This window comes from Corynebacterium diphtheriae, assembly GCF_001457455.1.
GTDB classification, from domain to species: Bacteria; Actinomycetota; Actinomycetes; order Mycobacteriales; family Mycobacteriaceae; genus Corynebacterium; species Corynebacterium diphtheriae.
This window is the reverse complement of the sequence record NZ_LN831026.1, coordinates 1,360,036-1,384,685: the sequence shown is the minus strand read 5'-3', so window position 1 is coordinate 1,384,685 and position 24,650 is coordinate 1,360,036. Positions and strand designations below refer to the sequence as shown.

General features: G+C 49.7%; 26 protein-coding genes and 2 pseudogenes. 19 read left to right on the top strand and 9 right to left on the bottom strand.

The genetic code is table 11. From position 1 onward, the window contains the following. Nucleotides 1-221: 221 nt before the first annotated feature. Genes AT687_RS13045 through AT687_RS06685 form a run of 3 tightly spaced genes read left to right on the top strand, consistent with a single transcriptional unit; the run spans nt 222 to nt 1,684 of the window. Entirely contained in the window at nt 222-1,085 is an 864-nt protein-coding gene (locus tag AT687_RS13045) for a hypothetical protein (RefSeq protein WP_227882391.1), read from the top strand. Next, complete coding sequence (locus AT687_RS06690; protein WP_016829737.1) at nt 1,078-1,461, top strand: carboxymuconolactone decarboxylase family protein; 384 nt, start codon at nt 1,078-1,080, stop codon at nt 1,459-1,461. The genes AT687_RS13045 and AT687_RS06690 overlap by 8 nt, the downstream gene beginning before the upstream one ends. Beyond that, complete coding sequence (locus AT687_RS06685) at nt 1,448-1,684, top strand: YbfB/YjiJ family MFS transporter (RefSeq protein WP_014311393.1); 237 nt, start codon at nt 1,448-1,450, stop codon at nt 1,682-1,684. The genes AT687_RS06690 and AT687_RS06685 overlap by 14 nt, the downstream gene beginning before the upstream one ends. Before the next feature lie 19 nt (nt 1,685-1,703). Here AT687_RS06685 and AT687_RS13510 read toward each other — a convergent pair whose 3' ends face one another. The 6 genes and pseudogenes from AT687_RS13510 to AT687_RS06665 all read right to left on the bottom strand — a co-directional run bounded on the left by AT687_RS13510 (nt 1,704) and on the right by AT687_RS06665 (nt 5,857). Further along, the gene (locus tag AT687_RS13510; RefSeq protein WP_353430559.1) at nt 1,704-1,931 is read right to left on the bottom strand and encodes an integrase core domain-containing protein; all 228 of its coding nucleotides are present in this window, start codon (nt 1,929-1,931) and stop codon (nt 1,704-1,706) included. Beyond that, nucleotides 1,864-2,010: a transposase gene (locus AT687_RS13505; RefSeq protein WP_014303484.1), complete on the bottom strand. Its 147-nt coding sequence runs from the start codon at nt 2,008-2,010 to the stop codon at nt 1,864-1,866. Before AT687_RS13505 ends, AT687_RS13510 begins: the two co-directional genes overlap by 68 nt. 13 nt (nt 2,011-2,023) lie before the next feature. Next, nucleotides 2,024-3,427, bottom strand: a complete 1,404-nt coding sequence (locus AT687_RS06675) for an IS30 family transposase (RefSeq protein ID WP_047928725.1) — start codon at nt 3,425-3,427, stop codon at nt 2,024-2,026. A gap of 112 nt (nt 3,428-3,539) precedes the next feature. Further along, nucleotides 3,540-3,893, bottom strand: a complete 354-nt coding sequence (locus AT687_RS13500; protein ID WP_041627131.1) for a transposase — start codon at nt 3,891-3,893, stop codon at nt 3,540-3,542. Between the two features lie 388 nt (nt 3,894-4,281). Then, nucleotides 4,282-4,474, bottom strand: a pseudogene (locus AT687_RS12630) (hypothetical protein). A 93-nt stretch (nt 4,475-4,567) separates the two neighbouring features. Continuing rightward, nucleotides 4,568-5,857 carry a hypothetical protein gene (locus AT687_RS06665; RefSeq protein ID WP_014310488.1) on the bottom strand — a complete coding sequence of 430 codons (1,290 nt, stop codon included), beginning with the start codon at nt 5,855-5,857 and terminating at the stop codon, nt 4,568-4,570. Between the two features lie 155 nt (nt 5,858-6,012). On the opposite strand from AT687_RS06665, the gene AT687_RS06660 reads away from it, so the two are divergent. The 13 genes and pseudogenes from AT687_RS06660 to AT687_RS13040 all read left to right on the top strand — a co-directional run. Continuing rightward, on the top strand, nt 6,013-6,867 hold the full coding sequence (locus AT687_RS06660; protein ID WP_014310487.1) for an acyl-CoA thioesterase: 855 nt from the start codon (nt 6,013-6,015) through the stop codon (nt 6,865-6,867). Between the two features lie 100 nt (nt 6,868-6,967). Further along, nucleotides 6,968-7,090, top strand: a complete 123-nt coding sequence (locus tag AT687_RS13290) for a hypothetical protein (RefSeq protein WP_014301981.1) — start codon at nt 6,968-6,970, stop codon at nt 7,088-7,090. 14 nt (nt 7,091-7,104) lie between these two features. Further along, on the top strand, nt 7,105-7,857 hold the full coding sequence (locus AT687_RS06655; RefSeq protein WP_014310486.1) for a YebC/PmpR family DNA-binding transcriptional regulator: 753 nt from the start codon (nt 7,105-7,107) through the stop codon (nt 7,855-7,857). A 135-nt stretch (nt 7,858-7,992) separates the two neighbouring features. After that, entirely contained in the window at nt 7,993-8,532 is a 540-nt protein-coding gene (gene ruvC / locus AT687_RS06650) for a crossover junction endodeoxyribonuclease RuvC (RefSeq protein WP_014301980.1), read from the top strand. A gap of 38 nt (nt 8,533-8,570) precedes the next feature. Then, nucleotides 8,571-9,182 (top strand): Holliday junction branch migration protein RuvA, encoded by a 612-nt coding sequence (ruvA, locus tag AT687_RS06645; RefSeq protein ID WP_014310485.1) that lies wholly within the window; start codon nt 8,571-8,573, stop codon nt 9,180-9,182. 17 nt (nt 9,183-9,199) lie between these two features. After that, nucleotides 9,200-10,288 (top strand): Holliday junction branch migration DNA helicase RuvB, encoded by a 1,089-nt coding sequence (gene ruvB, locus AT687_RS06640; protein WP_014310484.1) that lies wholly within the window; start codon nt 9,200-9,202, stop codon nt 10,286-10,288. A 3-nt stretch (nt 10,289-10,291) separates the two neighbouring features. After that, the gene (gene yajC / locus AT687_RS06635; protein ID WP_014310483.1) at nt 10,292-10,585 is read left to right on the top strand and encodes a preprotein translocase subunit YajC; all 294 of its coding nucleotides are present in this window, start codon (nt 10,292-10,294) and stop codon (nt 10,583-10,585) included. 230 nt (nt 10,586-10,815) lie between these two features. Beyond that, nucleotides 10,816-12,594, top strand: coding sequence for a protein translocase subunit SecD (gene secD, locus AT687_RS06630; protein ID WP_014319125.1), 1,779 nt, complete (start codon nt 10,816-10,818; stop codon nt 12,592-12,594). Then, nucleotides 12,595-13,707, top strand: coding sequence for a protein translocase subunit SecF (gene secF / locus AT687_RS06625; protein ID WP_014310481.1), 1,113 nt, complete (start codon nt 12,595-12,597; stop codon nt 13,705-13,707). A 68-nt stretch (nt 13,708-13,775) separates the two neighbouring features. Beyond that, entirely contained in the window at nt 13,776-15,527 is a 1,752-nt protein-coding gene (locus AT687_RS06620; protein ID WP_014310480.1) for an ABC transporter substrate-binding protein, read from the top strand. Between the two features lie 55 nt (nt 15,528-15,582). Continuing rightward, nucleotides 15,583-16,137 (top strand): adenine phosphoribosyltransferase, encoded by a 555-nt coding sequence (locus tag AT687_RS06615; protein ID WP_014303477.1) that lies wholly within the window; start codon nt 15,583-15,585, stop codon nt 16,135-16,137. Between the two features lie 58 nt (nt 16,138-16,195). After that, nucleotides 16,196-18,475 carry a RelA/SpoT family protein gene (locus AT687_RS06610; protein WP_014301975.1) on the top strand — a complete coding sequence of 760 codons (2,280 nt, stop codon included), beginning with the start codon at nt 16,196-16,198 and terminating at the stop codon, nt 18,473-18,475. Between the two features lie 142 nt (nt 18,476-18,617). Then, nucleotides 18,618-19,095, top strand: a pseudogene (locus AT687_RS13040) (IS1/IS1595 family N-terminal zinc-binding domain-containing protein); the annotation flags it as partial. 179 nt (nt 19,096-19,274) lie between these two features. Here AT687_RS13040 and AT687_RS06605 read toward each other — a convergent pair. Beyond that, entirely contained in the window at nt 19,275-19,562 is a 288-nt protein-coding gene (locus tag AT687_RS06605; protein ID WP_014303476.1) for a hypothetical protein, read from the bottom strand. A 156-nt stretch (nt 19,563-19,718) separates the two neighbouring features. Beyond that, nucleotides 19,719-20,561: a peptidylprolyl isomerase gene (locus AT687_RS06600; protein WP_014303475.1), complete on the bottom strand. Its 843-nt coding sequence runs from the start codon at nt 20,559-20,561 to the stop codon at nt 19,719-19,721. Nucleotides 20,562-20,704: 143 nt separating this feature from the next. Here AT687_RS06600 and tpx point away from each other — a divergent pair, with 143 nt between their 5' ends. Genes tpx through hisS form a run of 3 tightly spaced genes read left to right on the top strand, consistent with a single transcriptional unit; the run spans nt 20,705 to nt 23,180 of the window. Beyond that, complete coding sequence (tpx, locus tag AT687_RS06595) at nt 20,705-21,202, top strand: thiol peroxidase (protein ID WP_014303474.1); 498 nt, start codon at nt 20,705-20,707, stop codon at nt 21,200-21,202. Nucleotides 21,203-21,211: 9 nt separating this feature from the next. Next, on the top strand, nt 21,212-21,868 hold the full coding sequence (locus AT687_RS06590) for an MBL fold metallo-hydrolase (RefSeq protein WP_014303473.1): 657 nt from the start codon (nt 21,212-21,214) through the stop codon (nt 21,866-21,868). A 40-nt stretch (nt 21,869-21,908) separates the two neighbouring features. Next, nucleotides 21,909-23,180 carry a histidine--tRNA ligase gene (gene hisS / locus AT687_RS06585; RefSeq protein WP_014310478.1) on the top strand — a complete coding sequence of 424 codons (1,272 nt, stop codon included), beginning with the start codon at nt 21,909-21,911 and terminating at the stop codon, nt 23,178-23,180. A 71-nt stretch (nt 23,181-23,251) separates the two neighbouring features. Here hisS and AT687_RS06580 read toward each other — a convergent pair whose 3' ends face one another. Beyond that, nucleotides 23,252-24,640, bottom strand: a complete 1,389-nt coding sequence (locus AT687_RS06580) for an L-serine ammonia-lyase (protein ID WP_014310477.1) — start codon at nt 24,638-24,640, stop codon at nt 23,252-23,254. Nucleotides 24,641-24,650 lie beyond the last annotated feature (10 nt).

Genomic DNA, 24,650 nt, shown 5'->3' with positions numbered 1-24,650 from the left:
TCCGGTACATTCCCTCAGGAAAGGAACCGAAGATAATCGCGTGCTCCCGAAAGGGCGCGCCTCATCATGCTCGTGGGAGGAATCAGAAGCAGCCTAACGAGAGGTGGCTACCACGGTTTCTTACCGAGGATTTTGCCCGGACGCTGGACAACGCCAGCTTTTCAGGCGATGTATGGCCTAAGATCCTCCTCGAGGTAGAGTTAGCATTTACGATCGCCCTCTTGGAACAAAGCGGTCTTGACTCGGAAAAGCAGGAGGCCGAATCCCGGGCCCAGATGGGTGTTAAGGAGCTTATTCATTGGCGGCAGGAAATTGGCCTATCTGAAACTTTGGACTGGTCTGATTTGCTTTCCCCACGCTGGGTAAATGCTCCCGGGTGCTCGTTGTCTGACTACCAAAGGGCTGTTTCAGCGCGGTTGCGTGCAGATATTGATGCTGCAGAGCAGGGCAATAAAGTAGGACCACTAAAGACTGCCTTAGATACCTTGCGTGATTTACGTAATGAAATTCGCGCTTGTGTTCAATACGGGCGAATTTCTGGACGGTCATACGCTACCGAGTTAATGGACCGTTATAGCCCGAACAATGCATTTCTGTCTATCGGCCCTCCCGTCGAGCGGATTAAGCAGCTCAAAGCTCTGGTGGATGCGGGAGTGGTAACCATTTTGCCTGCTGAATCCAGCATTGATCTTCTCGAGGGAAGGGGCGCTTACTCTTATTTTGCTCCCACGATTCCTGATTCCCAGGGGTGGGCAACAGTTCTGATCGAGGCACGGCTGCCGTCTGGAGCGATTCATCACACTGCAGATCCCCTGCTCGGCGACCTCTTATCCCGGGGCATCGTAAAGCCCCACCTCTACTCCGAGACAAGTAGGGTCTCGGGGGCTATCGATGTCAACCCGAAGACTTTTATCGCCTATCAATCGGGCACTGATAAAAATACCGGACTGCTTTTCGCTTATGGCATTCCTCTTGAAGGGATCCAATGGGGAACTGCGGCGACAATCCGGCCATTCGTCAATTCCGTGATCATTACGGACGCAGATGTGATTGCCAGACAAATTCAGGAGAATAATTATGGATAAAGAAAAACAAACTCAATCCGATGCTATCAGGCGCAAGGTCCTGGGTGATAACTATGTCAACACCACTTTAAAAGGATGGGGCCCCGCACAACCCGTGCTCGAACTACTTGAGACAGCTCCCTGGGGGTTTCTTTGGCCTAGAAGTGGGCTCGATTTACGAACCCGCAGTTTAGTGACCGTGGGTATTCTTGCCGCGCAAGACAGGCATGCGGAGCTCGCGACACACATTAGAGGAGCGCGCCGCAACGGGTGCTCATTTGAAGAAATTATCGAAGCTATTCTCCATGCCGGGGTATACGCTGGAATGCCGGCTGCAGTAGAAGGAGCAAAAATCGCCCAGGGCATTGCACAAGAGGAAAACAATGGGGAAGCCTGAAGGAGACGCTCACTCCGCCGCGACTGAAACTACCCACCGGGATGTCCTTTTGGTGTCGCGTGGTACCGCCGGCCTAGCAGTAGCCATGGGCTTGGGTAGATTCTTTTGTACCCCCATTTTGCCTTTGATGGTAGGTTCCCTGGGCTGGTCGGGACAGTCCAGCGCGTGGATCGCAACCTCCAACTACACTGGGTATTTTGCAGGTTCTTTGGAGGCCTCCTGAAGTGCCCCGAGTTTTGTTCCTAGGCATTTGCCTTGATTTTTATTATTCCCTGTTGCGGGTTCTGCTTCCAAAATTCGGTTTCCACTTCAACTGGGGTGCGGTACCCCAAGCTTTGGTGAAGCCTCGTCTGGTTCCACCATGACATCCACTCGAGCGTCGCGATTTCTACCTCGACAACGTCATCCCACCTGCGAGTGTGGATCAGCTCGTTCTTGTGAGGGGCCGTTAACGTTTTCAGCCAGAGCATTGTCATAGCAGTCGCCTACTGTCCCAGTAGAAGCGGCAATCCCGTGCTCAGCCAAGCGCTCGTTGTAGACGATGCTCACATACTGCTTGGATTCAATCGGTGGTTGCAACACTGTTGTTTTGAATTGATTGTAGTTGTTCATTGAAGACTTCGGCTGGGGTTCGAAATCCAAGGACTTTTCTTGGTCTGTTGTTGAGCGTGTAGGCGATGGCGGCGAGGTCTTGGGCTGTCCATCGAGACAGGTCGGTACCCTTGGGAAAGTACTGGCGTAGGAGTCCGTTGCTGTTCTCATTCGTGGGACGTTGCCATGGCGAGTGTGGGTCCGCGAAGAACACTTTCGTGCCCGTGGCTAGAGTGAAAGCGGCATGGTCAGCGAGCTCGGTTCCGCGGTCCCAGGTCAACGTTTGACGCAGTTGTAACGGTAGATCTTTCATCACGGTTTGTAGGGCGGTGTTCATCGCTTCAGCACCGTACCCACCCAAGGCAGGTCCGTTCTTCGTCCTTGGTTGTTCACCCCAGCCGTCCAACCGGGGCAGGTGCACCAGCAGGATCGACCGGCTGTAGCGTTCGACCACGGTCCCGATCGCTGACCTGCCGGTACCGATGATCAAGTCTCCTTCCCAATGCCCGGGCACCGCCCGATCCGAGGCTTCCGGGGGCCGGTTAGAGATGACAACATCGGCGGTGACATGACCTTTAGGCTTGCTCTTGGACCGGGCGCGGGGTTTACGCAGGGCCCGCCCAGTCCGCAGTGCGGCCACGAGTTCACGCTTCAGCGCCCCGCGCCCCTCAATATAGAGCGCCTGGTAGATCGCTTCATGGGAGATTCTCATACTCTCATCATCAGGGAAGTCGATCCTTAACCGCTGCGATATCTGCTCCGGGCTCCACGCGGTCAACCACCGTCGGTCTGCCCTGTGAGGTTTGCTCCGGCCCTTCCACGCAGGCGTATCAGGCCCCGCCATGACGACCCCGTTTTCATCTCGGACCGTCCCAGCAAGACGCTCCTGAACATAGTCTTGCAGGCGCGGATTATCCACGAGTTTTGCTTGTTTGGGACGCTTAGCGGCTTCCTGAGCTTTCCACTGGGCCACCCCTACCCGATAAATCTGCTTGCCACCACGGGTGGCAGCATTACGCCGTAGCTCACGAGAAATCGTCGCCGGATTGCGGCCAATCCGTCGAGCGATCTCACGCACACCCGTCTGTTTCTCCCACAGGATCGCGATTTCCTCTCGTTCAGCAAACGATAGATACCGCCCCGAGGGCTCGTCCAAAGCTAACGGTCTCATTCCACCAGCATGACGGAACCACCTCGTTCCCACCGGTACGGACACCCCCACCTGAAGGGCGGCCTGCGCAGTGGTGATTCCCGTCGCGATCAGACCCCAGAACTGGCGTTGCACCGCCCGTGACGGAACCGGCCTACCCGGGGAACGCATCGCAGGCCGCAACGCCCGATCCGCACGCCACTGACGCCGCACCCCCACCGGCATATCACTGGTCTTCTTACTCCAGTCCTTGGTAGCCACCTTCTCACACCTCCATGCTCAGGGTGTTGCGACAACCAATTGAATCCACCCTGTCAGCCGTGGTCTGAGTGGTGAATCAAACCCGTCGTTTCCTTAGCACGCACAATCGCCTGGTTGAGAGCTTGCAGCGGCAATGTCTGAAGTGCGCATGGAATCTGATAACGCCCACCCAACGATCCGTCGGGAATACAAACGCGGTGTACACAAATCCATTGTTCGTGCGCACATACGTAATGTCAGCCACCCACAGCTTGTTCGGACCTTGGGCTTTGAATTCACGCTCGACCAAGTCTGGGCGCAGATCAGGCAGGTTAGGCTTTCGGGTTGTGATTGGTGATCTGCCTTTGCCAGAACCACCGGCCAGGCGCATTAAACGGGCAGTTTGTTCACGACCGATATCAATTCCATCACGGTAAAGAGCATGCCACATTTTCCGCACACCTAAGACACCGTAATTATCCCGATGAATAGCACTAATGCGTTCAACCAGCACAACCGTCACGAAGCCGACGAGCACTTAAGTCCACGGGCCTTGGACTGGCGATAACCACACGAGGTAATGAACCTACCAGCGCGGTTATTCTTCAACGCCAGTGCAGATGAACTCGACAGAGAAACGATTCCGGTATTTATCGATGAACCGGATCATTTCTTAACGTTTTGGGTCTGGTTCCGACGCGAAAAAAGCCGATGCAGCTTTCAATAGCTCGTTGGTGTCGCGGAGTTCCTGATTCTCCCGGCGTAGCCTCGCGTTTTCCGCGGCCAAGTCTGCAGGTACAGGTTCTGGGATGTTTCCTGCAAGGCGGGCAGGCTTAAGTTCATTGACGAGCTGTGTGCCATGAAACCCCCAGCTTTGGAGCTACTGCCTGGCACGCGGGGTGCATCGACATATTTTCCGCCAAGATACGGTCTTCCACAAGATGGACCACTCGGTCTTTGGCATCCTGGTCAAATTTTCTTGGCATGTTCCAGATTTTCCCATCTACTCAGACGGAACAAAACCTGGGACACTTCAGCGTGAAAGGGCTACGGATGAAATTCGCTAAGAAGTTGACTGCAACTATTGCGGTATGTGCAAGTGTTACTTTTGCTGGTGCTGGTGTTTCAAGTGCCAAGGTTTTTCACGGTCATTGGATTGGTGGTCGTATTGAAGAGGCGTATCACCGGCTTGGTGGTTGGCAGACTTTTGGTGACGCTATAATTTGACACGCTCGAAACCCACCATCCAAAGGCCACAAAAAGCGAAACAAGGTAAAGAAGATTTCGGGCAATAAGCACATAAACCGTAAGTGACGTGTCAAACGGAACGGAAATAATATCGTCATAGCGGGCGGGATAAACTACCCAACTGAAAAACGCAATGAAGATACTCATAATTGCGAGTAGACGTACCGCCCAAGACCTTGGGCGCACAGCTACGGCTACTACGATTAGTGGGGCAATCCATAAAACATATTGGGGTGAAAGTACTTTATTTGTACAGATAACCAGCAACACCATCACGATAGACCATGCCAACGTGGCCTCTGGATTCCAACGATCAAACAGGAAATTCACGAATGCCCACAAAACACCGAACACTACAGTTGCCAGCATGGCCCACGATGAAATCATTAAAGCCGTCTCGATATTTGGGCCAGTTACTTCGAAGCTTTTCGACGTAGCGTAATAGACGGAATAATGCTCCGGATCACCAAGAGCTTTATACATAAACCATGTGCCAGGGATCGATTCAATCTGAATCCCTCGATCTGTTTGATACGTCAAAGGCGATATCAGTCGATCGAAACCATCAACAAAATAGACAATTACTACTAAAACCGCGGAAGTTGTAAAAAATACCGCAAGACGTATCCAACTGCTCATGCTTCTAAAACCGCCCACTAGACCCGCAGCTAGAATTCCAGGCCAAAGCTTCATCATTGTTGCTATCGCTATTAAAGCCGATGCGCGGTATGGATTGACAAAATAACACAGGGCAGCCAAACCCACGGCCACTCCGCACATAATATCTAAGCGCAATAAGAAAACGTGTTGGGTAGCAAGACCAAAAATTATCCAGACAACTGCTGCAAACCGAGAACCCGGAAAGCGTTCTTGGCTCACTGTGAGTAATGCGCCAAAAAACAAAACGTCGAAAAGCAAACAAAGAACTGCAAACCCAACAACAAAAACTGCATGTTCAGAACCCGTTATCCATGATAACGCTTTAATCGGCCATACTCCGGCGGCTGGATATTCTTGCAATGCACCTGGAGAAAGTCCAAAGATACCGACATAGTAATAATTGACATCGCCTGTAGGGCGAAGATCGAGCATGATGAGCTTTACTAGGGCGATACGAGAGATTACCCAAAGTGCGCACAACGAGGGGATCGAACCGATTTTTTGCACGGAAAAATTGTACGAATAATTGCAGCCTCATGGGGGATACCACCACCGAAACTGCAAATAAATAATGAAATATAAAGTAGGCTAACCCATCAATTTCGTTACACTAGTGGCCATCGATATAGCTCACAAGCCAGACCGTGGGAAGAAGAAAACATATGGGAAGAATATTTGATGTCCTCGATGTTGAGACTTTAGATGCCAATCTTTTTCGAGGTCCCGTTGTGGAATCGGCGCTAGCGCGTACCTTCGGCGGGCAAGTTGCCGCCCAAGCGCTTGTATGCGCTACGCAAACGGTCAACACTGAAGACTTTATTGTGCATTCTCTGCATGGATACTTCGTGTCGGCAGGTGATTCATCAAAACCTACGATTTTTGAAGTTCAACGTATCCGCGACGGGCGTAGTTTCATCTCACGGCACATCACGGCTCTGCAAAATGGTCGGCCAATTTTTGTCATGCAGGCCAGCTTCCATATAAGAAACGACCACGGACCAGAGCATTCAGATCTCGTTCGGCGTGTGCCCCCGCCAGAAGCTGTCCAAATAGACCGAGACGGACTGCCAGCAAGCTCAAGGGCCTTACTCGATGAATGGGGGGATTGGGATATTCGAAAAATTGCTTCGGAAGACTTTGAGAAAAATCCATACACTCCAAGTCAACAAGTAGTGTGGTTTAAATCCAAGGAAGCGCTACCTGACGATGAAACATTCCACATTTGCACACTGGCATACATGTCAGACATGACTCTTCTTCACTCATCTCTCGTCCCGCACCCTGAAGAGCCAGTAAAACTCGCATCACTGGATCATGCCATGTGGTTCTTGCGCCCATTCCGAGCCGACGAATGGTTGCTCTACGATCAAGTGTCACCTTCCGCACACGCGGGACGTGCATTAACGCAAGGAAAAATCTTCAACCTTAATGGTGATTTAGTAGCTATCACAACACAAGAAGGTTTAACGCGCCACCTCAAACCTGGCGAAGCAGATATTCCATTTGTGTCACAATGAATAAAATAAACAGTAATAAAAAGTGCGATAAACACATAGGGCACAAACTCAATATCACATAGCTGTCGTATAATAGCGCCGTTGCCAAAAACGAGGCATCGTGGAACTTTCCGTTACCAGCTATAGTGATTGCGTTGCTCAAGAAAAACATCGCAATGTTACTACGCTGAAACAGCTCATCAACATTCGACATGACGATGCTCAGACCACGGTGTCAGACTAAATGAAAGGGAGCCAATGTCCGGCCACTCCAAATGGGCTACAACGAAACATAAGAAAGCAGCCAACGACGCCAAGCGAGGCAAAGAGTTTGCCAAGCTCATCAAGAACATCGAAGTAGCTGCGCGTACCGGCGGCGGCGATCCTTCAGCAAACCCGACTCTTGATGACATGATCAAGAAGGCCAAAAAGGCTTCAGTTCCAAACGACAACATCGAACGTGCTCGCAAACGCGGCTCTGGAGAAGAAGCCGGTGGCGCTGACTGGCAAACCATTATGTATGAAGGTTACGGTCCAAATGGCGTAGCTGTACTTATTGAGTGTCTTACAGATAACCGCAACAGGGCAGCTTCCGAAGTTCGAACTGCGATGAGCAAAAATGGTGGCAACATGGCAGAAAACGGTGCAGTTTCCTACATGTTCAAGCGTCGCGGATTTGTCCTCGTAAATAAGGGCGAACTAACTGAAGACGATGTACTCATGGCAGTACTTGACGCAGGTGCAGAGGAAGTAAGTGACGCCGGCGATAAGTTTGAGATTCTTTCCGAGCCGGGTGATGTAGCTGCAATTCGTGATGCACTGGCAGAAGCAGAAATTGAAGTGGAGGATTCTGATTCTGATTTCCGTGCTGATGTTCTGGTTCCGCTCGAAGCAAATGATGCCCGTAAGATTTTCCGGCTAATTGATGCCCTTGAAGAGTCTGACGACGTTCAAAATGTTTACACCAATATGGATCTGAGTGACGAAGTTCTAGCAGAGCTGGAAGCATAATACTTTTTGTATTTGTTTCAAGCGGCTGTCGTGTCCTTCTATGGGCGCTGCGGCCGCTTTTCGCAATTATGTGCTAAATTGAAGTGTCAATGGTTTTACAGATATGTTCGCAACCAATTCACTAGATAAGGCACTATGACCATCACGCATCGTCCTCAACACTCCGTTGTAGGCTTAAGGATCATGGGAATCGACCCCGGTCTGACGCGCTGTGGATTATCGGTGGTTCAGGCTGGAAAAGGTCGAAGCGTTATACCCGTAGCCGTCGGGGTGGTGCGTACACCGCCTCATGCTGAGTTGTCACAACGATTGTTAGAATTGAGCGAAGCGGTAAATAGCTGGATCGACGAGTATCAGCCTGATGTCGTTGCCATCGAGAGAATTTTTGAGCGCGGAAATGTGTCCACGGTGATGAATACCGCCCACGGAGTAGGAGTGCTTGTTCTTGCAGCAGCGCAACGCGGCCTACCAGTGCATATGTACACACCTAGCGAGGTGAAAAAGGCAATTTCGGGTAATGGTCGAGCCGACAAAAAACAGATGACGGCCATGATTACAAGAATTCTTGGGTTGGTGGAAGCGCCCAAACCGGCTGATGCGGCCGATGCTCTTGCTCTAGCGGTATGCCATTGTTGGCGAGCTCCAATGCTAGCGATACATAACTCCCAGAGATAGCCCGTAACAATAGATATTTAGAAAAAGGGGTATATGAAGTGATTGTTTCTCTGAGAGGTACAGTCGAATCGATCGGTTTAGGTAGCGCTGTAATCGAATGTAATGGCGTAGGTTATGAGGTGCTAGCTGCCCCCACAACTCTTGGACGGTTAACTCGGGGAGAGCAGGCGCGGGTGTTAACCACAATGGTGGTCAGGGAGGAATCCCAAACACTATATGGGTTTACCGACGATGCTTCACGACGCATGTTTGTTCTGTTGCAGTCGGTATCGGGCTTAGGTCCTAAACTTGCTTTAGCAGCACAGTCTGTTTTTACTACGGAAGACATCGCTCGACATATCGCTGGGGGTGATGCCAAGGCTCTGCAGAAGATTCCTGGAGTCGGTAAACGGATGGCTGAACGCATGATCGTTGATCTAAAAGATAAAGTTGCTGGATTCAATGACGGTATTCCTGCTGCCGCACAGCCTCAGTTGTCCATTGCCGTCGATCAAGCAGTCCAAGAGCAAGTACTTGAAGCTCTCGTAGGACTAGGGTTTAGTGAAAAAACTGCATTGCCAGTGTTGTCTCGTGTGTTGCGGGACTCCCCAGAGCTCTCAACATCTCAAGCATTGCGCGCAGCATTAAGCGAATTGGGCACTAAGAACTAAATAGGGGAGAGTTATTCGTGGCTAATATTGAAAAAACCGAGTTTCATGTCCCAACACCGGTATCTGCTGCTGGGAATCAGAAAAGTTCACTGGGCAATGCTGATGTCGATGCACGATTGCAATCCAATGAAGGGGAAGTAGAGACTTCGCTTCGTCCACGTAGTTTGGACGAATTCATTGGACAGCCAAAGGTGAGAGATCAGCTCAATCTTGTCTTATCAGGTGCTAAGAGCCGAGGAGTTGCACCAGACCATGTGTTACTTTCGGGACCGCCTGGACTAGGAAAAACAACAATGGCGATGATTATTGCCTATGAATTAGGCACTAGTCTTCGTATGACATCCGGCCCTGCATTGGAACGCGCCGGTGATTTAGCAGCCATGCTGTCTAATTTGATGGAAGGTGATGTCTTATTTATCGATGAGATACACCGTATGGCACGTCCGGCTGAAGAGATGCTGTATATGGCGATGGAGGATTTTAGAATCGATGTCATCGTCGGTAAAGGGCCTGGGGCAACGTCAATTCCCCTTGAACTAGCTCCTTTTACTCTGGTTGGTGCAACTACACGGTCCGGAATGCTCACAGGACCATTACGTGATCGATTTGGGTTTACTGCCCAAATGGAATTCTACGAGGTTGAAGATCTCACCAAGGTTGTCGTACGAGCTGCTGCGGTTTTAGGGGTCAGCATCGATCATGATGCGGCTGTAGAAATAGCCTCCAGATCTCGTGGAACACCACGTATAGCAAATCGTCTGCTTCGTCGGGTTCGAGACTTTGCAGAGGTCAACGCCGACGGACATATCAATCTCGCAGCAGCTCAAGCTGCATTGGTGGTATTCGACGTAGACGAAATGGGGCTCGATCGATTAGACAGAGCTGTGTTGGAAGCGTTGATAAAGGGCCACGGTGGTGGGCCAGTAGGTATTAATACTCTAGCGCTAGCAGTCGGCGAAGAGCCGTCGACAGTCGAAGAAGTATGTGAACCATATTTGGTCAGGGCGGGGATGGTTACACGCACTGGCAGAGGCCGAGTAGCCACTGCGACTGCTTGGCGTCATTTAGGACTTGAACCTCCGGAAGGAATTATTGGTTCGCTATAGTCATTGAGCATGACATCAACTTTACTTTTGTACGTGGCCTTGGTGGTGGTGTTTGTGCTGCCATCACTGCTTATCAGGCGAAGGCAAAAACAACATTTAGACCGGCTGAAGAACCTGCAAGAATCGATGATGATAGGCCAGCGAGTTATCACAACCGCTGGCGTACATGCCGTAATCAAAGGGATAGCCGAGAACACAGTTGACTTAGAAATAGCACCAAATATTTTAGTCACTTTTGAAAAATCTGCTGTGATTTCCATCGAGGACAATAAATCGGATTCTGAACTAGAGGCTTAAATCACTGTATTACGCCCGCCTTGGAACACGGAATAATGCGGTGGCAAAGAGGATTCCATTAAACCTTAATGATTTTAAGGTGTGTAGTTCCGTGGACAGTGCTTCGGTGGCGTACCATAGCCAAGAACCAAAATTGCTGTTCGATCGTGTTCATTTTCGCATTGATGGAAAGCAAAGAGAAGCTGACGGCGGCGTGCTGTTAGACCATCATTTACATAGGAGTTAGTTCATTGCCTTCGCAAACGAAGAAGGTAGCCAGTAATTCTAGGAGTTGGCCGTTCAAGTCACTCTTCGTTTTTACTGTGCTCATCGCAATTATCTATGCGCTTGTTTTCGCTACAGCTGATCATTCGGCGCGACCGAAACTCGGTATCGATCTTCAAGGTGGTACCCGTGTGACACTTGTTCCTCAGGGCCAAAATCCAACTGAGGACCAACTTGCGCAGGCAAAATCCATTTTGGAAAATCGTGTCAATGGAATGGGTGTCACCGGTGCAAGCGTTGTTAGCGACGGCAATACATTAGTCATCACCGTTCCAGGTGAAGACACGACCCAAGCTCGTGCACTAGGACAAACATCGCAGCTGCTTTTCCGCCCTGTGGCAAAGCCAGATGCGCCAGATACAACGAAATTGCTTGATGCAATGAAAGAGATGGCGAATCGATGGGTTGAAGTTGGAGTGCTCACTCCGCAAGAGGCCAATGATGCGCTCTCAAATACCGCCAAAGCGTTAGCACAATCTGAAGGCAAAAAACCGGAGGATGTCAAAGCCTCTACAGTCACAGCTAAGGAACCTAAAGAACCTGCTAACTCCATTGAGTCGGAACAGCTGCGCAATAAAGTCCTTGAGGTTATGAAGAAAGACCGTCAGTCTACTGATGCGACTACACAGCTTTCTGCCAGCTCCCTGCTCAAATGTGATGACACACCTGATCCGCTGCAAGGTACTGATGATCCAACAAAACCATTGGTAGCCTGTGATCCATCAAGCGGACAAGTGTATGTTCTCAGCCCTGCGCCATTGCTTCAAGGCGAAACTGATCAAGCTAACGGTAAACGACTCACCGGCAACGAGATTGACACCAACCGTCCGATCACGGGTGGGCTGAACCCCCAAACAGGCCAAATGGAGATCGGCTTCTCCTTTAAATCGGACAATGGTGATCAAGGCAGCGCAACTTGGGCGAAATTGACTCAAGAATACCTGCAAAAACAGGTAGCTATTACTCTCGATTCGAAGATTATCTCTGCTCCAGTTATCCAATCTGCAACACCAGTAGGCTCGGCAACTGCAATTACGGGAAGCTTTAGCCAAAAAGAGGCACAAGATCTGGCTAACAACCTGAAATACGGAGCTCTGCCTTTGAGCTTTGCTGGAGAAAACGGGGAAACCGGTGGCACGACCACTACAGTTCCCGCTTCACTAGGCGTGGCGTCTTTGAAGGCAGGTTTGATCGCAGGACTCGTGGGATTGATTTTGGTGGCATTGTATTCGCTTATCAATTACCGTTTCTTCGGCCTTATTTCGATGTTCTCGCTGGTTGCATCCTTCGCTTTGGTATTCGGTGCACTGGTCTTGTTGGGGCGTTGGATCGGCTATTCCTTGGACCTTGCTGGAATTGCAGGTTTGATTATCGGTATTGGTACTACTGCCGACTCCTTTGTCGTTTTGTATGAACGCATCAAGGATGAAGTTCGCGATGGGCGTTCGTTCCGTTCCGCGGTACCAAGGGGTTGGGAACGTGCCCGCCAAACAATTATTACTGGTAATGCCGTTACCTTGATTGGTGCAGTGATTATCTACATTCTGGCCGTTGGAGAAGTGAAAGGCTTCGCTTTTACGCTTGGGCTCACAACCATCTTCGATATCGTTGTTACCTTCCTTGTTACAGCTCCACTAGTCGTCCTCGCATCTCGAAAGCCGTGGACATCTTCAGGTGCAGCAAATGGCATGGGAAAAATTATTTCTATGCATCACGGTGCCAACGCAGCCAAAGGAGAAGAATAAATGAGTGGCAATAGCGTTATGTCAAAGCTCTACACCGGTGATGGTGGACTAGACTTCGTTGGACGCCGTCGAACGTGGTACCGAACCACACTTATCATTGTGGTGATTTGTTTCATTGCGATAGCCGTTCGCGGTTTTAGTCTTGGAATTGATTTTGTTGGCGGAACCAAGATGAATATGCCGGCAGCACAATTGGAAACTTCAGAAGTTGCTGACACATTCAAAGATGCCACAGGTATCGAACCAGAGTTGGTTCAAATTGTGGGATCTGGTGATACGCGTATCTTGGAAATCAATTCTGAGCGACTAAGCGAAGATCAAATTTCTCGAGCTCGTGTAGCACTTTTTGAGAAATATCAGCCTGTGGGCTCCCAAGGTCAACCAACGCCAGACGCTATCGGTGATTCTACGGTATCGGAATCCTGGGGATCTACGATTACCCAGCGCATGCTGATCTCGATGTTCGTATTCCTAGCGGCAGTTTTCGTCTACATTACGGTTCGCTTGGAAAAAGAAATGGCAGTAGCCGCAATTGTTGCGTTGCTCGTAGATTTGATTGTTATTTCTGGAGTTTATGCTCTAGTTGGCTTCGAGGTTTCTCCTGCGACTATTATCGGTCTTCTTACGGTCTTAGCTTTCTCGTTGTATGACACTGTCATCGTGTTTGACAAGGTGCGCGAAAATACAGCTGGATATTTGGGTAATCGCACTCGCACCTATGCGGAACACGCAAACCTAGCTGTTAATCAAACGGTGATGCGTTCAATCTCGACGACGATTATCTCAGCACTTCCAATTATTGCTTTAATTGTTATCGCTGTGTGGCTCATGGGAGTCGGTACCCTGAAAGACTTGGCTCTTGTCCAGCTCATTGGTGTTATTGAAGGTACTTTCTCGTCCGTATTCCTTGCCACTCCAATCTTGGTGTCATTAAAGAATCGCTCTAAGAAGACCGCCGAGCATAATCGTCAAGTAGAAATGCACCGATGCGGTGCAGAAGCTCAAGATGATTCCGCCCCCGAGCAATCAGCTGAATCTACGCAGAAGCGTACGGTGTCTGGCCCACAGACTACACCGTCGACAGGTGCAAGTTGGCGTCCTGACCGAGGGTAACTCCACATTATTAATTGATAGTTCCCCCTGAATTGAACTAACTTCTTTCAATTCAGGGGGCTTTTCATATGAGGTGCGGCCAACTAGATAGGGTGGATTCAATCCTTGTTGGTGTGAGTTACTATAATTTTCCTAGTCCACAGGGCATAGGTAATGTGCTAGTAGGAAAGGCCAAGCAAACTGTGAGGATTAGAATCCCTTCAATGAACCTCCGTAAGGAGGCTGTACGTGTTGGCGGTGTATTGAGCGTTAGCGTAATGGCAGTAGCTTTGTCTTCCTGCAGTGCACATCCTGAGTCATCTTTGTCCCAGAGCAACCAGTTAGGCTATGCCGTAAACGATCGGTTGGTAACCACTAATGCTGGTTCTACCGAAGGCGCATCAACCAATGCACAGTTGCTTGCTGGACGGCTGTACCCAGCACCCTATGTTTCCGGGCCGAAGGGGCAATTAATTCCTAATTTGTCGATGGCCTCGGCACAGGTACTTCCAGGTATTAATCAGAAGATTGTTTATACGATTTCACCAGACGCAGTGTATTCCGATGGTGAAGCCGTGACTTGTGATGACTATCTTCTTGCCTTTACTGCGGGTACTTATGATTACGTTTTTGATTCCTACATGCCGTTGATGAAACAAATCGACAAAGTGGAATGCAAACCTAGGGATCGTGAAATCACTGTTACATTGAAGGAAAATTTTGGTTCTCGGTGGCGGCAGTTGTTTCCAGCGGGTGTCATTTTGCCTGCTCACGCAATAGCACGCAAAATGGGTGTGACTCTTGAAGATCTCAATACTGTATTGCAATCACGCGATGTCGATGCGCTTCAACCAATTGCTGAAGTATGGAATCGAGGTTTTTCGCTCGACCAATTTGACCCTGATCTTCAAGTTTCATCGGGGCCTTATAAGGTTGATCGGGTGGGGGATCGAGGGGAAGTCTATCTAACACGAAATCCTCATTATGGTGGACAACCAGCAGAAATCGAGTCAGTGGTGGTCTGGCCTAAAGGAGCTAACCTCAAGGAGCTTAAAGACGCCGGCTCTTTGGAAATTGCTGAGGTTGCCAGTTCAAAAGAAATCGATTGGCTAGACCGAAACGATTCTACAAATTCGTTTGATGTACAAGCGCAATCGGGAGTATTGACTGAAGAACTATTGTTGGCCAATGCGGGCGTATTTGCCACGCGAGAAAACCGACAAGCTTTTGCATCCTGCATTGATCAATCGAGTATTGCGTCCGAATCCAGCGCGCTATCTGGTGTTGAGGTAGCTCCTGTTACAGCACGCACAATTCGTGCTAATGATCCCATGGCTGGCCATGTCAAAGATCTCACAGAGGCGCATCTGCATAGTGACGTAGAGCAAGCTCGCCGACTTACCGGACAAACAATTGCTATCGGCTATGAGGGGCCTGATGCCCGAATGGAAGCAATTGTGGCGAATATCCGTAGATCCTGTGAACCGGCGGGAATCCTTGTGGTGGATGCGCATCAAGAAGGCAGTGGTATTAGGGATCTGTCCAGAAGCTTTACGACGGATCACGGGTATCAATTCGATAAAATAGGCACGATTGATGTCGTTTTGAAGGCTGTTGATCCAGCGACCGAGTTCGAATCAGTGGCTACAACTAGTAATAACATTGCGGCGACACGGCAAGCTGAACTAAGTACATGGGATGTTGTTCCATCGATCCCATTAGCGTCGCAACCGCGAGTGTTTGTAGTTGATCGACGTGTGTCTAATGTGGTTCTTAATACTGATCTAGCTGGAATCGGATGGAACATGGATAGGTGGTTCTTTTCTAAGAATTCAAAGTAAGAGCAAATGTACGTTATTTTTGATCAGTATCGATTTCTAGGAAAGAACTGCCTTTATGACTGTCCCCCTGTATGCAGATGCCCGAGAAGCAATTGCGTGTAAAACTCGTTTCGTTCCCGATTTCCCTGTACCAGGAGTAATTTTCGAGGACCTCACCCCAGTATTGGCTGATGCCGCCGCTTTTTCTCTCATCGTTGATGAATTGGCAGAAAATGCAATGCGATTGGGAGCTGATTTCATTGGTGGGTTAGACGCACGTGGATTTCTTCTAGGTTCTGCAGTCGCGTACAAAGCCGGAACCGGCATTCTTGCCATTAGGAAAAAGGGCAAATTGCCTCCGCCAGTACACTCTGAGGAATATTCTTTAGAGTATGGCACTTCAGCACTCGAGCTACCTGCTGAAGGTCTAGAGTTGGAAGACAAAAAGGTCGTGCTGGTCGACGACGTTTTGGCTACTGGCGGCACATTGGATGCGGCTCGCAAATTGATTGAAGCTTGTGGTGCCACTGTAAGCGGATACGCAGTCGTGCTCGAAGTCGACGGGCTGGGTGGCCGTGAGCGATTGAATGATGCACCTTTGGTAGTAATTAATGAAAGCGCTACGGCGTAACTCAAGTTGTTCCGGTACTTTTGGCTAAAAATAGAGTTGGAAAGGCATATTCGCAACGATGACGCAGGATAAGAAAACAGCGAAGCAGTCCAATTCGATGCGGAGCATGTCAGCTCGATTGGCCAGAAGCCTTACCGGTAACAGGGTTCGGGTGAACTCTGTACTGGAGCCTATGCTGGCGATTCATAGGGAATTTCATCCTAAAGCAGATGCGGAGGTGCTCAATCGAGCCTATGCAACTGCGGAACGGCTTCATGAAGGAGTATTCCGAAAGTCGGGGGACCCGTATATTACCCATCCGCTGGCGGTTGCAACGATCGCAGCGGAAATAGGCATGGATACCACTACATTAGTGGCGGCGTTACTCCATGACACAGTGGAGGATACGGATTACTCCCTAGAAGATCTCACAGCTGATTTTGGCGCTGAAGTAGCTCGTTTGGTCGATGGTGTTACCAAACTTGATAAGGTTGCTTTGGGAGCTGCTGCTGAGGCAGAAACAATCCGAAAAATGATTGTCGCGATGAGCCAAGATCCACGTGTATTGGTTATCAAAGTAGCTGACCGGCTGCACAATATGCGCACAATGCGCTTCTTGCCTCCAGAAAAGCAGGCTAAAAAAGCGCGTCAAACCCTTGAGGTTATTGCTCCATTGGCTCACCGCCTCGGTATGGCCAGCGTCAAATGGGAACTTGAAGACCTCTCCTTCGCTATCTTGTACCCCAAGAAATACGATGAAGTCGTTCGCTTGGTCGCGGATCGTGCTCCTTCACGAGACCGCTACCTTAATCAGGTCATTGCGCAGCTGACTTCTACCCTCAAAGAAAATCATATTGATGCTGAAGTGATGGGGCGACCTAAGCATTATTGGTCGATCTACCAGAAGATGATTGTTCGAGGGAAGGACTTCGATGAGATTTTTGACCTCGTAGGTATTCGGGTTCTCGTCGATAATGTGAATAATTGCTATGCGGCAATCGGCGTTGTCCACTCATTGTATTCAGCTATGCCTGGGCGATTTAAAGACTATATCTCTTCACCTAAATTCGGTGTCTACCAGTCACTGCACACGACTGTCATGGGGGATGGTGGCAAGCCTCTTGAGGTACAGGTTCGTACCCATGAGATGCACTACAATGCCGAGTTCGGTATCGCTGCACACTGGCGTTATAAAGAAACCAAAGGCAAGAATAGCGGCGAACAAGCCGAAATTGATCAAATGGCGTGGATGCGCCAGCTGCTGGATTGGCAAAAGGAAGCCGCAGATCCCAATGAGTTTTTGGACTCTTTGCGCTACGACCTGACAAGTAAACAAATTTTTGTGTTCACGCCGAAAGGCGACGTAGTCAATCTGCCAGTTGACTCCACACCTGTCGATTTTGCTTATGCAGTCCACACTGAGGTGGGGCACCGGTGTATTGGTGCGAAAATCAATGGAAAACTTGTTGCGCTGGAGTCCAAGCTTAAATCTGGTGATCGGGTAGAGATTTTTACTTCGAAAGATCAAAACGCTGGTCCTAGCCGCGACTGGCAAGATTTCGTGGTATCTCCTCGAGCTAAAGCGAAGATTCGCCAATGGTTTGCCAAGGAACGTCGTGAAGAATATCTCGAAGTTGGTCGCGATGCGCTAGCAACCGAGGTGCAACGTGGTGGTTTGCCAATGCACCGGCTGTTCACCGCACAATCAATGAAGCAGGTCGCTACTGAACTGCATTACCCTGACGTTGATGCGTTGTACACAGCGATTGGCTCAGGCTCGATCTCCGCAGCACATGTTGCTAATAGACTCATTGCTGCATTTGGTGATACTGAAGACGCTGAAAACACTTTGGTATCGCGTACACCATTTAGCGAGCTTGTTAGCTCAAAGTCTCAGGTAACTGATAAAAACGGAATTCTCGTTGAGGGAAGTCCTGACGTTATGGCCAAGTTGGCTAAGTGTTGTATGCCAGTTCCAGGCGATGAGATCTTCGGTTTTGTTACTAGAGGTGGTGGTGTTTCCGTACACCGAACTGACTGCACAAATGCGGATAGCTTGCGTAATGAACCAGAGCGCTTGATTAATGTCCAGTGGGCCTCTGAAGGTGGAAGCGTTTTTGCAGCTACTTTGCAGCTGGAAGCGCTGGATCGGGAGGGATTGCTGATGGATCTAACTCGAGTGATCAATGAGCAACGTGTACAGGTAGTAGCGATGTCATCACATGCTTCAGATGACCATGTTGCTACGGTACGTTTTACTTTTTCTGTCTCAGATACTAAACAGCTGGGATCGCTAATGACTCAGCTTCGTAATACAGAAGCAGTTTTCGATGTTTACCGTGTAACTTCTGGGGGTTAAGTAGCAAAAGTGTGTCCGGTTTTAATGATTTCAGCTGGTTAACCTATCTAAAACGGTCTGGAATAGCTCTTCGGGAGTTATTCCAGATTCAATACCAAGATCCAATACTTCCTTATGCTAGAGCCTGCGGTTTGCTTGATCGGTGACTACGCATCGACCACGATGCCCTGGTTGTACAGGACAAATGAAGAAAAACGGCACAACAGCCGCCGGCACCACCCGATGGCGATGCATTAACCCAGACTGTCGATAATCCCTATCGCGTAAACGCACCGAGATTCACCACGCCACCGGCTATCATTCATTTACTGACCTTGCCGCACAGCGCGGCCTAAGCCGATGGCCCCTGAATCGGACGGTTCCCTACTTTCTGGTATGTTGACATCCCCAACACACCAGACCCGAACCGCATATACGACCAGACCTTCATCGACGGCACCTACACCGCCGCAGGATGCCTGCTGGTAGCAGCTACACGCACTCACGTCATCACCTGGTACTGGGCCAAAAGCGAAACAACCTACGCCTACACCCAGCTATTGAAGCAACTAGCTCCACCATTGTGTGTTGTTCTCGATGGTGGGCAAGGCGCCTACGGTGCCATCACATCCTGTTGGCCGACCTAGAAAACCGGACTTCCAGTCTTCTACGACAAGGCTATCCCAACCTAATACGAGCACAACATCGGAATCAGAAAAAGACCCCTCAGATAGACAAAGTGTGTCCCCCCGCGACACGCCGAGAGACACACTTTTGCTACTTAACCCAATTCTGGGTGATAGTGCAAGGTTAAAGTTCCTTATTTGCTGATGCCGAACTTCTTCATGATCTGAGAAGCGAGTGGGAACAATGCACCCAAGATGGCAACGACAGTAGAGATGATGCTCAACACGCTTTTAAGTGTAGCGATGGTATCTTTAGATTTACCTTGGTTATTACCATCAGCTTGTATTTCGCTGCTGCGTTTACCTGCTTGGGAAAGCAGAGCAGGCTTTTCATTAGCCATAGCAGGAGCGGAGAGGGAACCAGCGGAGATTGCAACTGCGGTGGTAGCAGCTACGATAGCCTTGCGAGACAAAAGCTTCATGAAATTACTACTTTCGGTGAAGGTTGGACAACAATGCCAATCATCCTAGCCTTTCACTAGATAAAAAGCTACCTTTAATTTTTAAGACACGAAAGCAAAGGCTGATGGCATGTAAGTGTCACATGTGTTCTGTGAGCACCTTTGCGCAATCGCTTGCTAAGAAACTGCTGCAGTCCTGATTTTTACTTCTTCAGCCGGAGTGCCATCTGTGCCGCCGTCTTTTACCCCTGCTTCGGCAATCTTGTCTAGGGTCTTAAGGCCAGCGTCAGAGATTTTTCCAAAGTACGTGTATGCGGGAGGTAGCGGAGAATCCTTGTAGTTAAGGAAGAACTGGGAACCGTTGGTACCTTCGCCGGCATTAGCCATAGCAATGCTTCCGCGTGGATAAACTACTGGAGTCTGTTTATCTGAAGCTTCATCGGTTGGGTATTCATTATCAAACTGGAAGCCAGGTCCACCTGAACCCTTACCGCTTGGATCGCCACACTGCAGAACGTAAATTCCACTAGTGGTTAGACGGTGGCAAACAGTATCGTTATAGTATTTTTGCTTGGCAAGATGCTCAATGGCATTGACAGTGCAAGGGGAAGCTGCACGGTCGAGCTCAAGATCAATCTTTCCTTTGTTTGTATCCAGAGAAACCGTGGTTGTTCCCTTTGCAGAAACGGATTCAGTTTTGGGTTTCGATACGTCCTTGGACGCGTTGCCTGCATCGTTGTAGGTGCAGGTAACGGTATCGCCTAGTGCCTTGGCGCGTTTCATTGCTAGGGGGGTGAAGTTGGATTCTTCAGTTGTGGGCGTAGCTTGGTCAGAAGCTTGGGTTTGCGCAGAATCATCCGAGGAGTTTGCCCAGTAAATACCGCCGACAACGGCTAGAACTGCGACTGCTGCTGCAGCGACGACGCCTAGCGGTTTTGTTTTTTCCGCGCGATCTCTTGACTTGATTTCTTTTTCTAGAGATCGCATTGCGCTCTCACGGCGTTCCTTGTTAGTGCCCACAGGCCTTCCAATCCTTTACTTAGATGAGCTGAGCATGAAATGGCTCGCTGTTTGATTATCGTTGGTTAGTCTAGCTTGCCGTTGTGATGCCCCAAAGTTAGAGCCTGTAGCGAGGAAGCGGATTCGTCGTTACGCTTGGGCCTATGGCTATTACACATTTTCAAGAATCAGCGGTAGAAACTAGCGGATCTCTTCCACAAGTTGGGCAGGCTCTTCCGCCTTTCCTTCTCGTCGACGCAGATTTAACTGATTTTGATGCTGAGCGTTTTGCTGGCAAAAAGATTATTCTCAACATTTTCCCATCCATTGATACTGGTGTTTGCGCGCAATCAGTGCGGCACTTTAACAAGGAAGCAGCTGATTTAGCTGACACTGTGGTGATTTGTGCATCTGCGGATCTACCATTTGCACATTCTCGTTTCTGTGCTGCTGAGGGTCTCGATAATGTCATTACGGGATCATCATTCCGTTCAACTTTTGGTCAAGACTATGGGGTTGTTCTCGAGGGATCACCGTTGAAGGGCTTGTTAGCCCGTGCCGTGATCGTTGCTGATGAGCAAGGTACTGTTGTTCATTCCCAGTTGGTCGATGAGATCACGACTGAGCCTGATTATGCTGCTGCTTTGGCATCCATCAAGTAACACGGTTGAATGAACCATATGGAGATTTTGAGTTTTCCGGCAGGACCGTATCAAACCAATTGTTACGTGGTGCTGTCGGAGGAATCTGAGGGGCGTCGATACGCAAGCGTGATAGACCCTGGGCTCCGCGCGAAAGAGCTAATTGATCAGTACTGTGAAGAAAACCGCGTCGAAGTAGTGCAAGTTTTGCTCACTCATGGCCATATTGATCACTGCAGGGATGCTGCTGCTCTTGCTAATGGTTGGGGAGTGGCGTTGCAGATTCATCGCGACGATGAATTCTTTTTGGACAAGGGAAATGGAATGTCGGAAGACTCGAGATTACTTTTCCACGCCGATGCGATGAATCTCCCTGATTCAGTGAGCTATTTAGGCGATGGCGATGAAGTTGAACTTGGTGGTCAACGATTCGTTGTTCGTCATGCGCCTGGTCATTCACCTGGGTGCGTCTTGTTCGTTGGTAAAGACTTCTGTTTTTCAGGTGATGTGCTTTTCAAAGGATCGATAGGACGGACTGATCTTGCGCACTCTGATCCTCATGCTATGGCGAACAGTATAAAAAGTGTAGTTCTGGGGTTAGAGGACTCATTGACAATATTGCCTGGGCATGGTCCAGCTACCACGATGCGAGCTGAGAAGGCTTCAAATCCGTATTTGAGGGTGTAGTACTCGAATTGTTTTGTTGCTACCGCTAAGCTGTATCGACGTGAGTAAAAAGAAGCTGCAGACGATCCAAGCCCCTAAAGGCGTGCCAGACTATATTCCACCAGTTTCCCCCGAATTTTTAGGGGTGCGTGATACTTTTGCCCACCAAGCGCATCTGGCTGGTTATGAGCACATCGAGCTTCCTATCTTTGAAGACACTGCTTTGTTTGCTCGTGGCGTCGGTGAATCGACCGATGTGGTAACGAAGGAAATGTACACGTTTGCGGATCGAGGGGATCGGTCGGTTACGCTTCGTCCTGAAGGCACAGCCGGTGTGATGCGTGCAGTTATCGAGCACAATCTCGATCGCGGACAACTTCCGGTCAAGCTCAACTACTATGGTCCTTTTTTCCGCTATGAGCGCCCGCAAGCGGGGCGTTACCGCCAGCTGCAACAAGTAGGCGTTGAAGCTATCGGTGTTGATGACCCCGCTCTCGACGCGGAAGTTATTGCACTTGCGGACCGCTCTCTCAAAGCAATTGGCTTGACCGGTTACCGTTTGGAGCTTACGAGCCTTGGCGACCACACGTGCCGTCCGCAATACCGAGAAAAGCTCCAAGAATTCTTGTTTAAGCTGCCTTTGGACGAAGAAACTCGTCATCGTGCGGAGATTAATCCACTGCGAGTTTTGGACGATAAGCGTCCAGAAATTCAAGAGATGACCGTAGATGCGCCGTTGATGTTGGATAACCTGTCTGATTCGAGTAGGGAACACTTCGAGCTTGTTACGGGAATGCTGGATGACCTCAATGTTGCCTATGTAGTCAATCCTCGAATGGTTCGCGGTTTGGACTACTACACCAAGACCACATTTGAGTTTGTTCATGACGGTTTGGGTGCACAGTCGGGTATTGGAGGCGGTGGGCGTTACGACGGCCTCATGGCGCAGTTGGGCGGCCAAGAACTTTCAGGTATCGGCTATGCACTGGGAGTGGACCGTTGCTTGCTTGCGCTTGAAGCGGAACAAAAGCGAGTAACCGATGGCTCTCGAGTGAACGTTTTTGGTGTGGCCATGGGTTCGGCAGCGAAGCGCGAAATGGTTCGGATCATCGACGCACTTCGTTCAGCTGGTATCAGCGCAGATATGGCCTATGGTGATCGCGGTTTGAAAGGTGCGATGAAAGGTGCGGACCGCGCTGGAGCTCGTTTTGCTCTTGTGTTAGGGGATCGTGAGCTTGAGAACAATTGTGTTGCTGTTAAAGATCTAGCTCAACAAGGGCAACGCGATGTATCCCTTGACAATTTGATCTTGGAGATTCAGTCAGCGTTGTAAGACACGAGGAGGCCACGCTTGCGGCGGTGGGAATGCACAGTATTTTTATTACTCGTGCATTCCCACCGCTTTTAGCATTCAGTGATGCTGACAGGAAGCCCAAGGCGAATAGCTAGACCGCCTGTGGAAGTTTCTTTGTATTTTGTGAGCATGTCCCGTCCAGTTTCAGCCATAGTAAGCACAGCATCATCGAGTCGGACACGATGTTTACCTGATCCGATAAGCGATAAGCGAGCTGCATTGATAGATTTCACTGCACCAATTGCGTTGCGTTCAATGCATGGTATTTGGACCAAGCCGCCGACTGGATCACAGGTTAGCCCGAGATTGTGCTCGAGAGCTATTTCTGCAGCATGCTCTACTTGGCGTGGGGTACCGTTGAGCACTTGGCATAGACCAGCAGCGGCCATAGAGCTTGCTGAGCCGACTTCACCTTGGCATCCAACCTCAGCACCGGAGATTGAAGCGTTGTATTTGATGATGATGCCTATAGCGGCAGCTGTTAGCAAGAAATCTCGATGGCTTGTTTCCGTAAATTGAGGAACAAATTTTTCAGCGTACTGCAAAACTGCAGGGACAATTCCTGCCGCACCATTTGTAGGAGCAGTGACAACCCGCCCACCGGCTGCGTTCTCCTCGTTGACTGCGAGGGCAAAGAGATTCACCCATTCCATTGCGCGAAGGGCATCATCGGTGTCCACCGGGCCATCAGTGAGATGTTGGAAAAGCTGTGGCGCACGGCGTTCTACTTCGAGTCCACCCGGTAGAATTCCCCACGTACTCAACCCTTGATTAACGCATTCTTGCATAGTGGCCCATACGGAATCGAGATGATCGTTCACAGGCAAGATGCTTCCATGAATTGCTGTTTCATTGGCTTCCATTAGCTGTGGAATGCTGAGAGCGTTGCTCTGGCATTGATACAGAAGCTCGTCTCCTGTGGTGAACGGATACGGCATTAGGTCCTGATTTGCTGATTTGACAGCAGACTCTGGGGTTTTTTGTTCGCGCATGGTATCGGCTGTTGCGATGAAACCACCACCGATGGAGTAATAGATCGCAGGGGTGCCGATACGATTGCCATCGGGGCCATAGGCGACGAAAGTCATCGCATTAGGGTGTTCTGGTAGTGGAACTGGGTCGAAAATGAGGCGATAACGTACCTCGCCTCGAGGTCCACTGACTGTTCCTTGGGTGGGAATTGCGGAGCCAAAAACAGGTTTTACGTCAGGCGTAAGGGTAATAGGGGTGTAGCCTGCTAAGCCAAGAATTGCTGCACGATCGGTACCGTGGCCGATACCTGTGGCGGCAAGGGAACCATGCAAGGTGATAGCAATTTCGGAATCATCAGGGCAGTTGTTTGCACTAAGAAATGCTTCAGCCGCGCGAAGTGGCCCAACGGTGTGGGAAGAAGAAGGGCCAATTCCGATACTAAACAAATCAGTGACACTGATTGACATACTGCTCCTT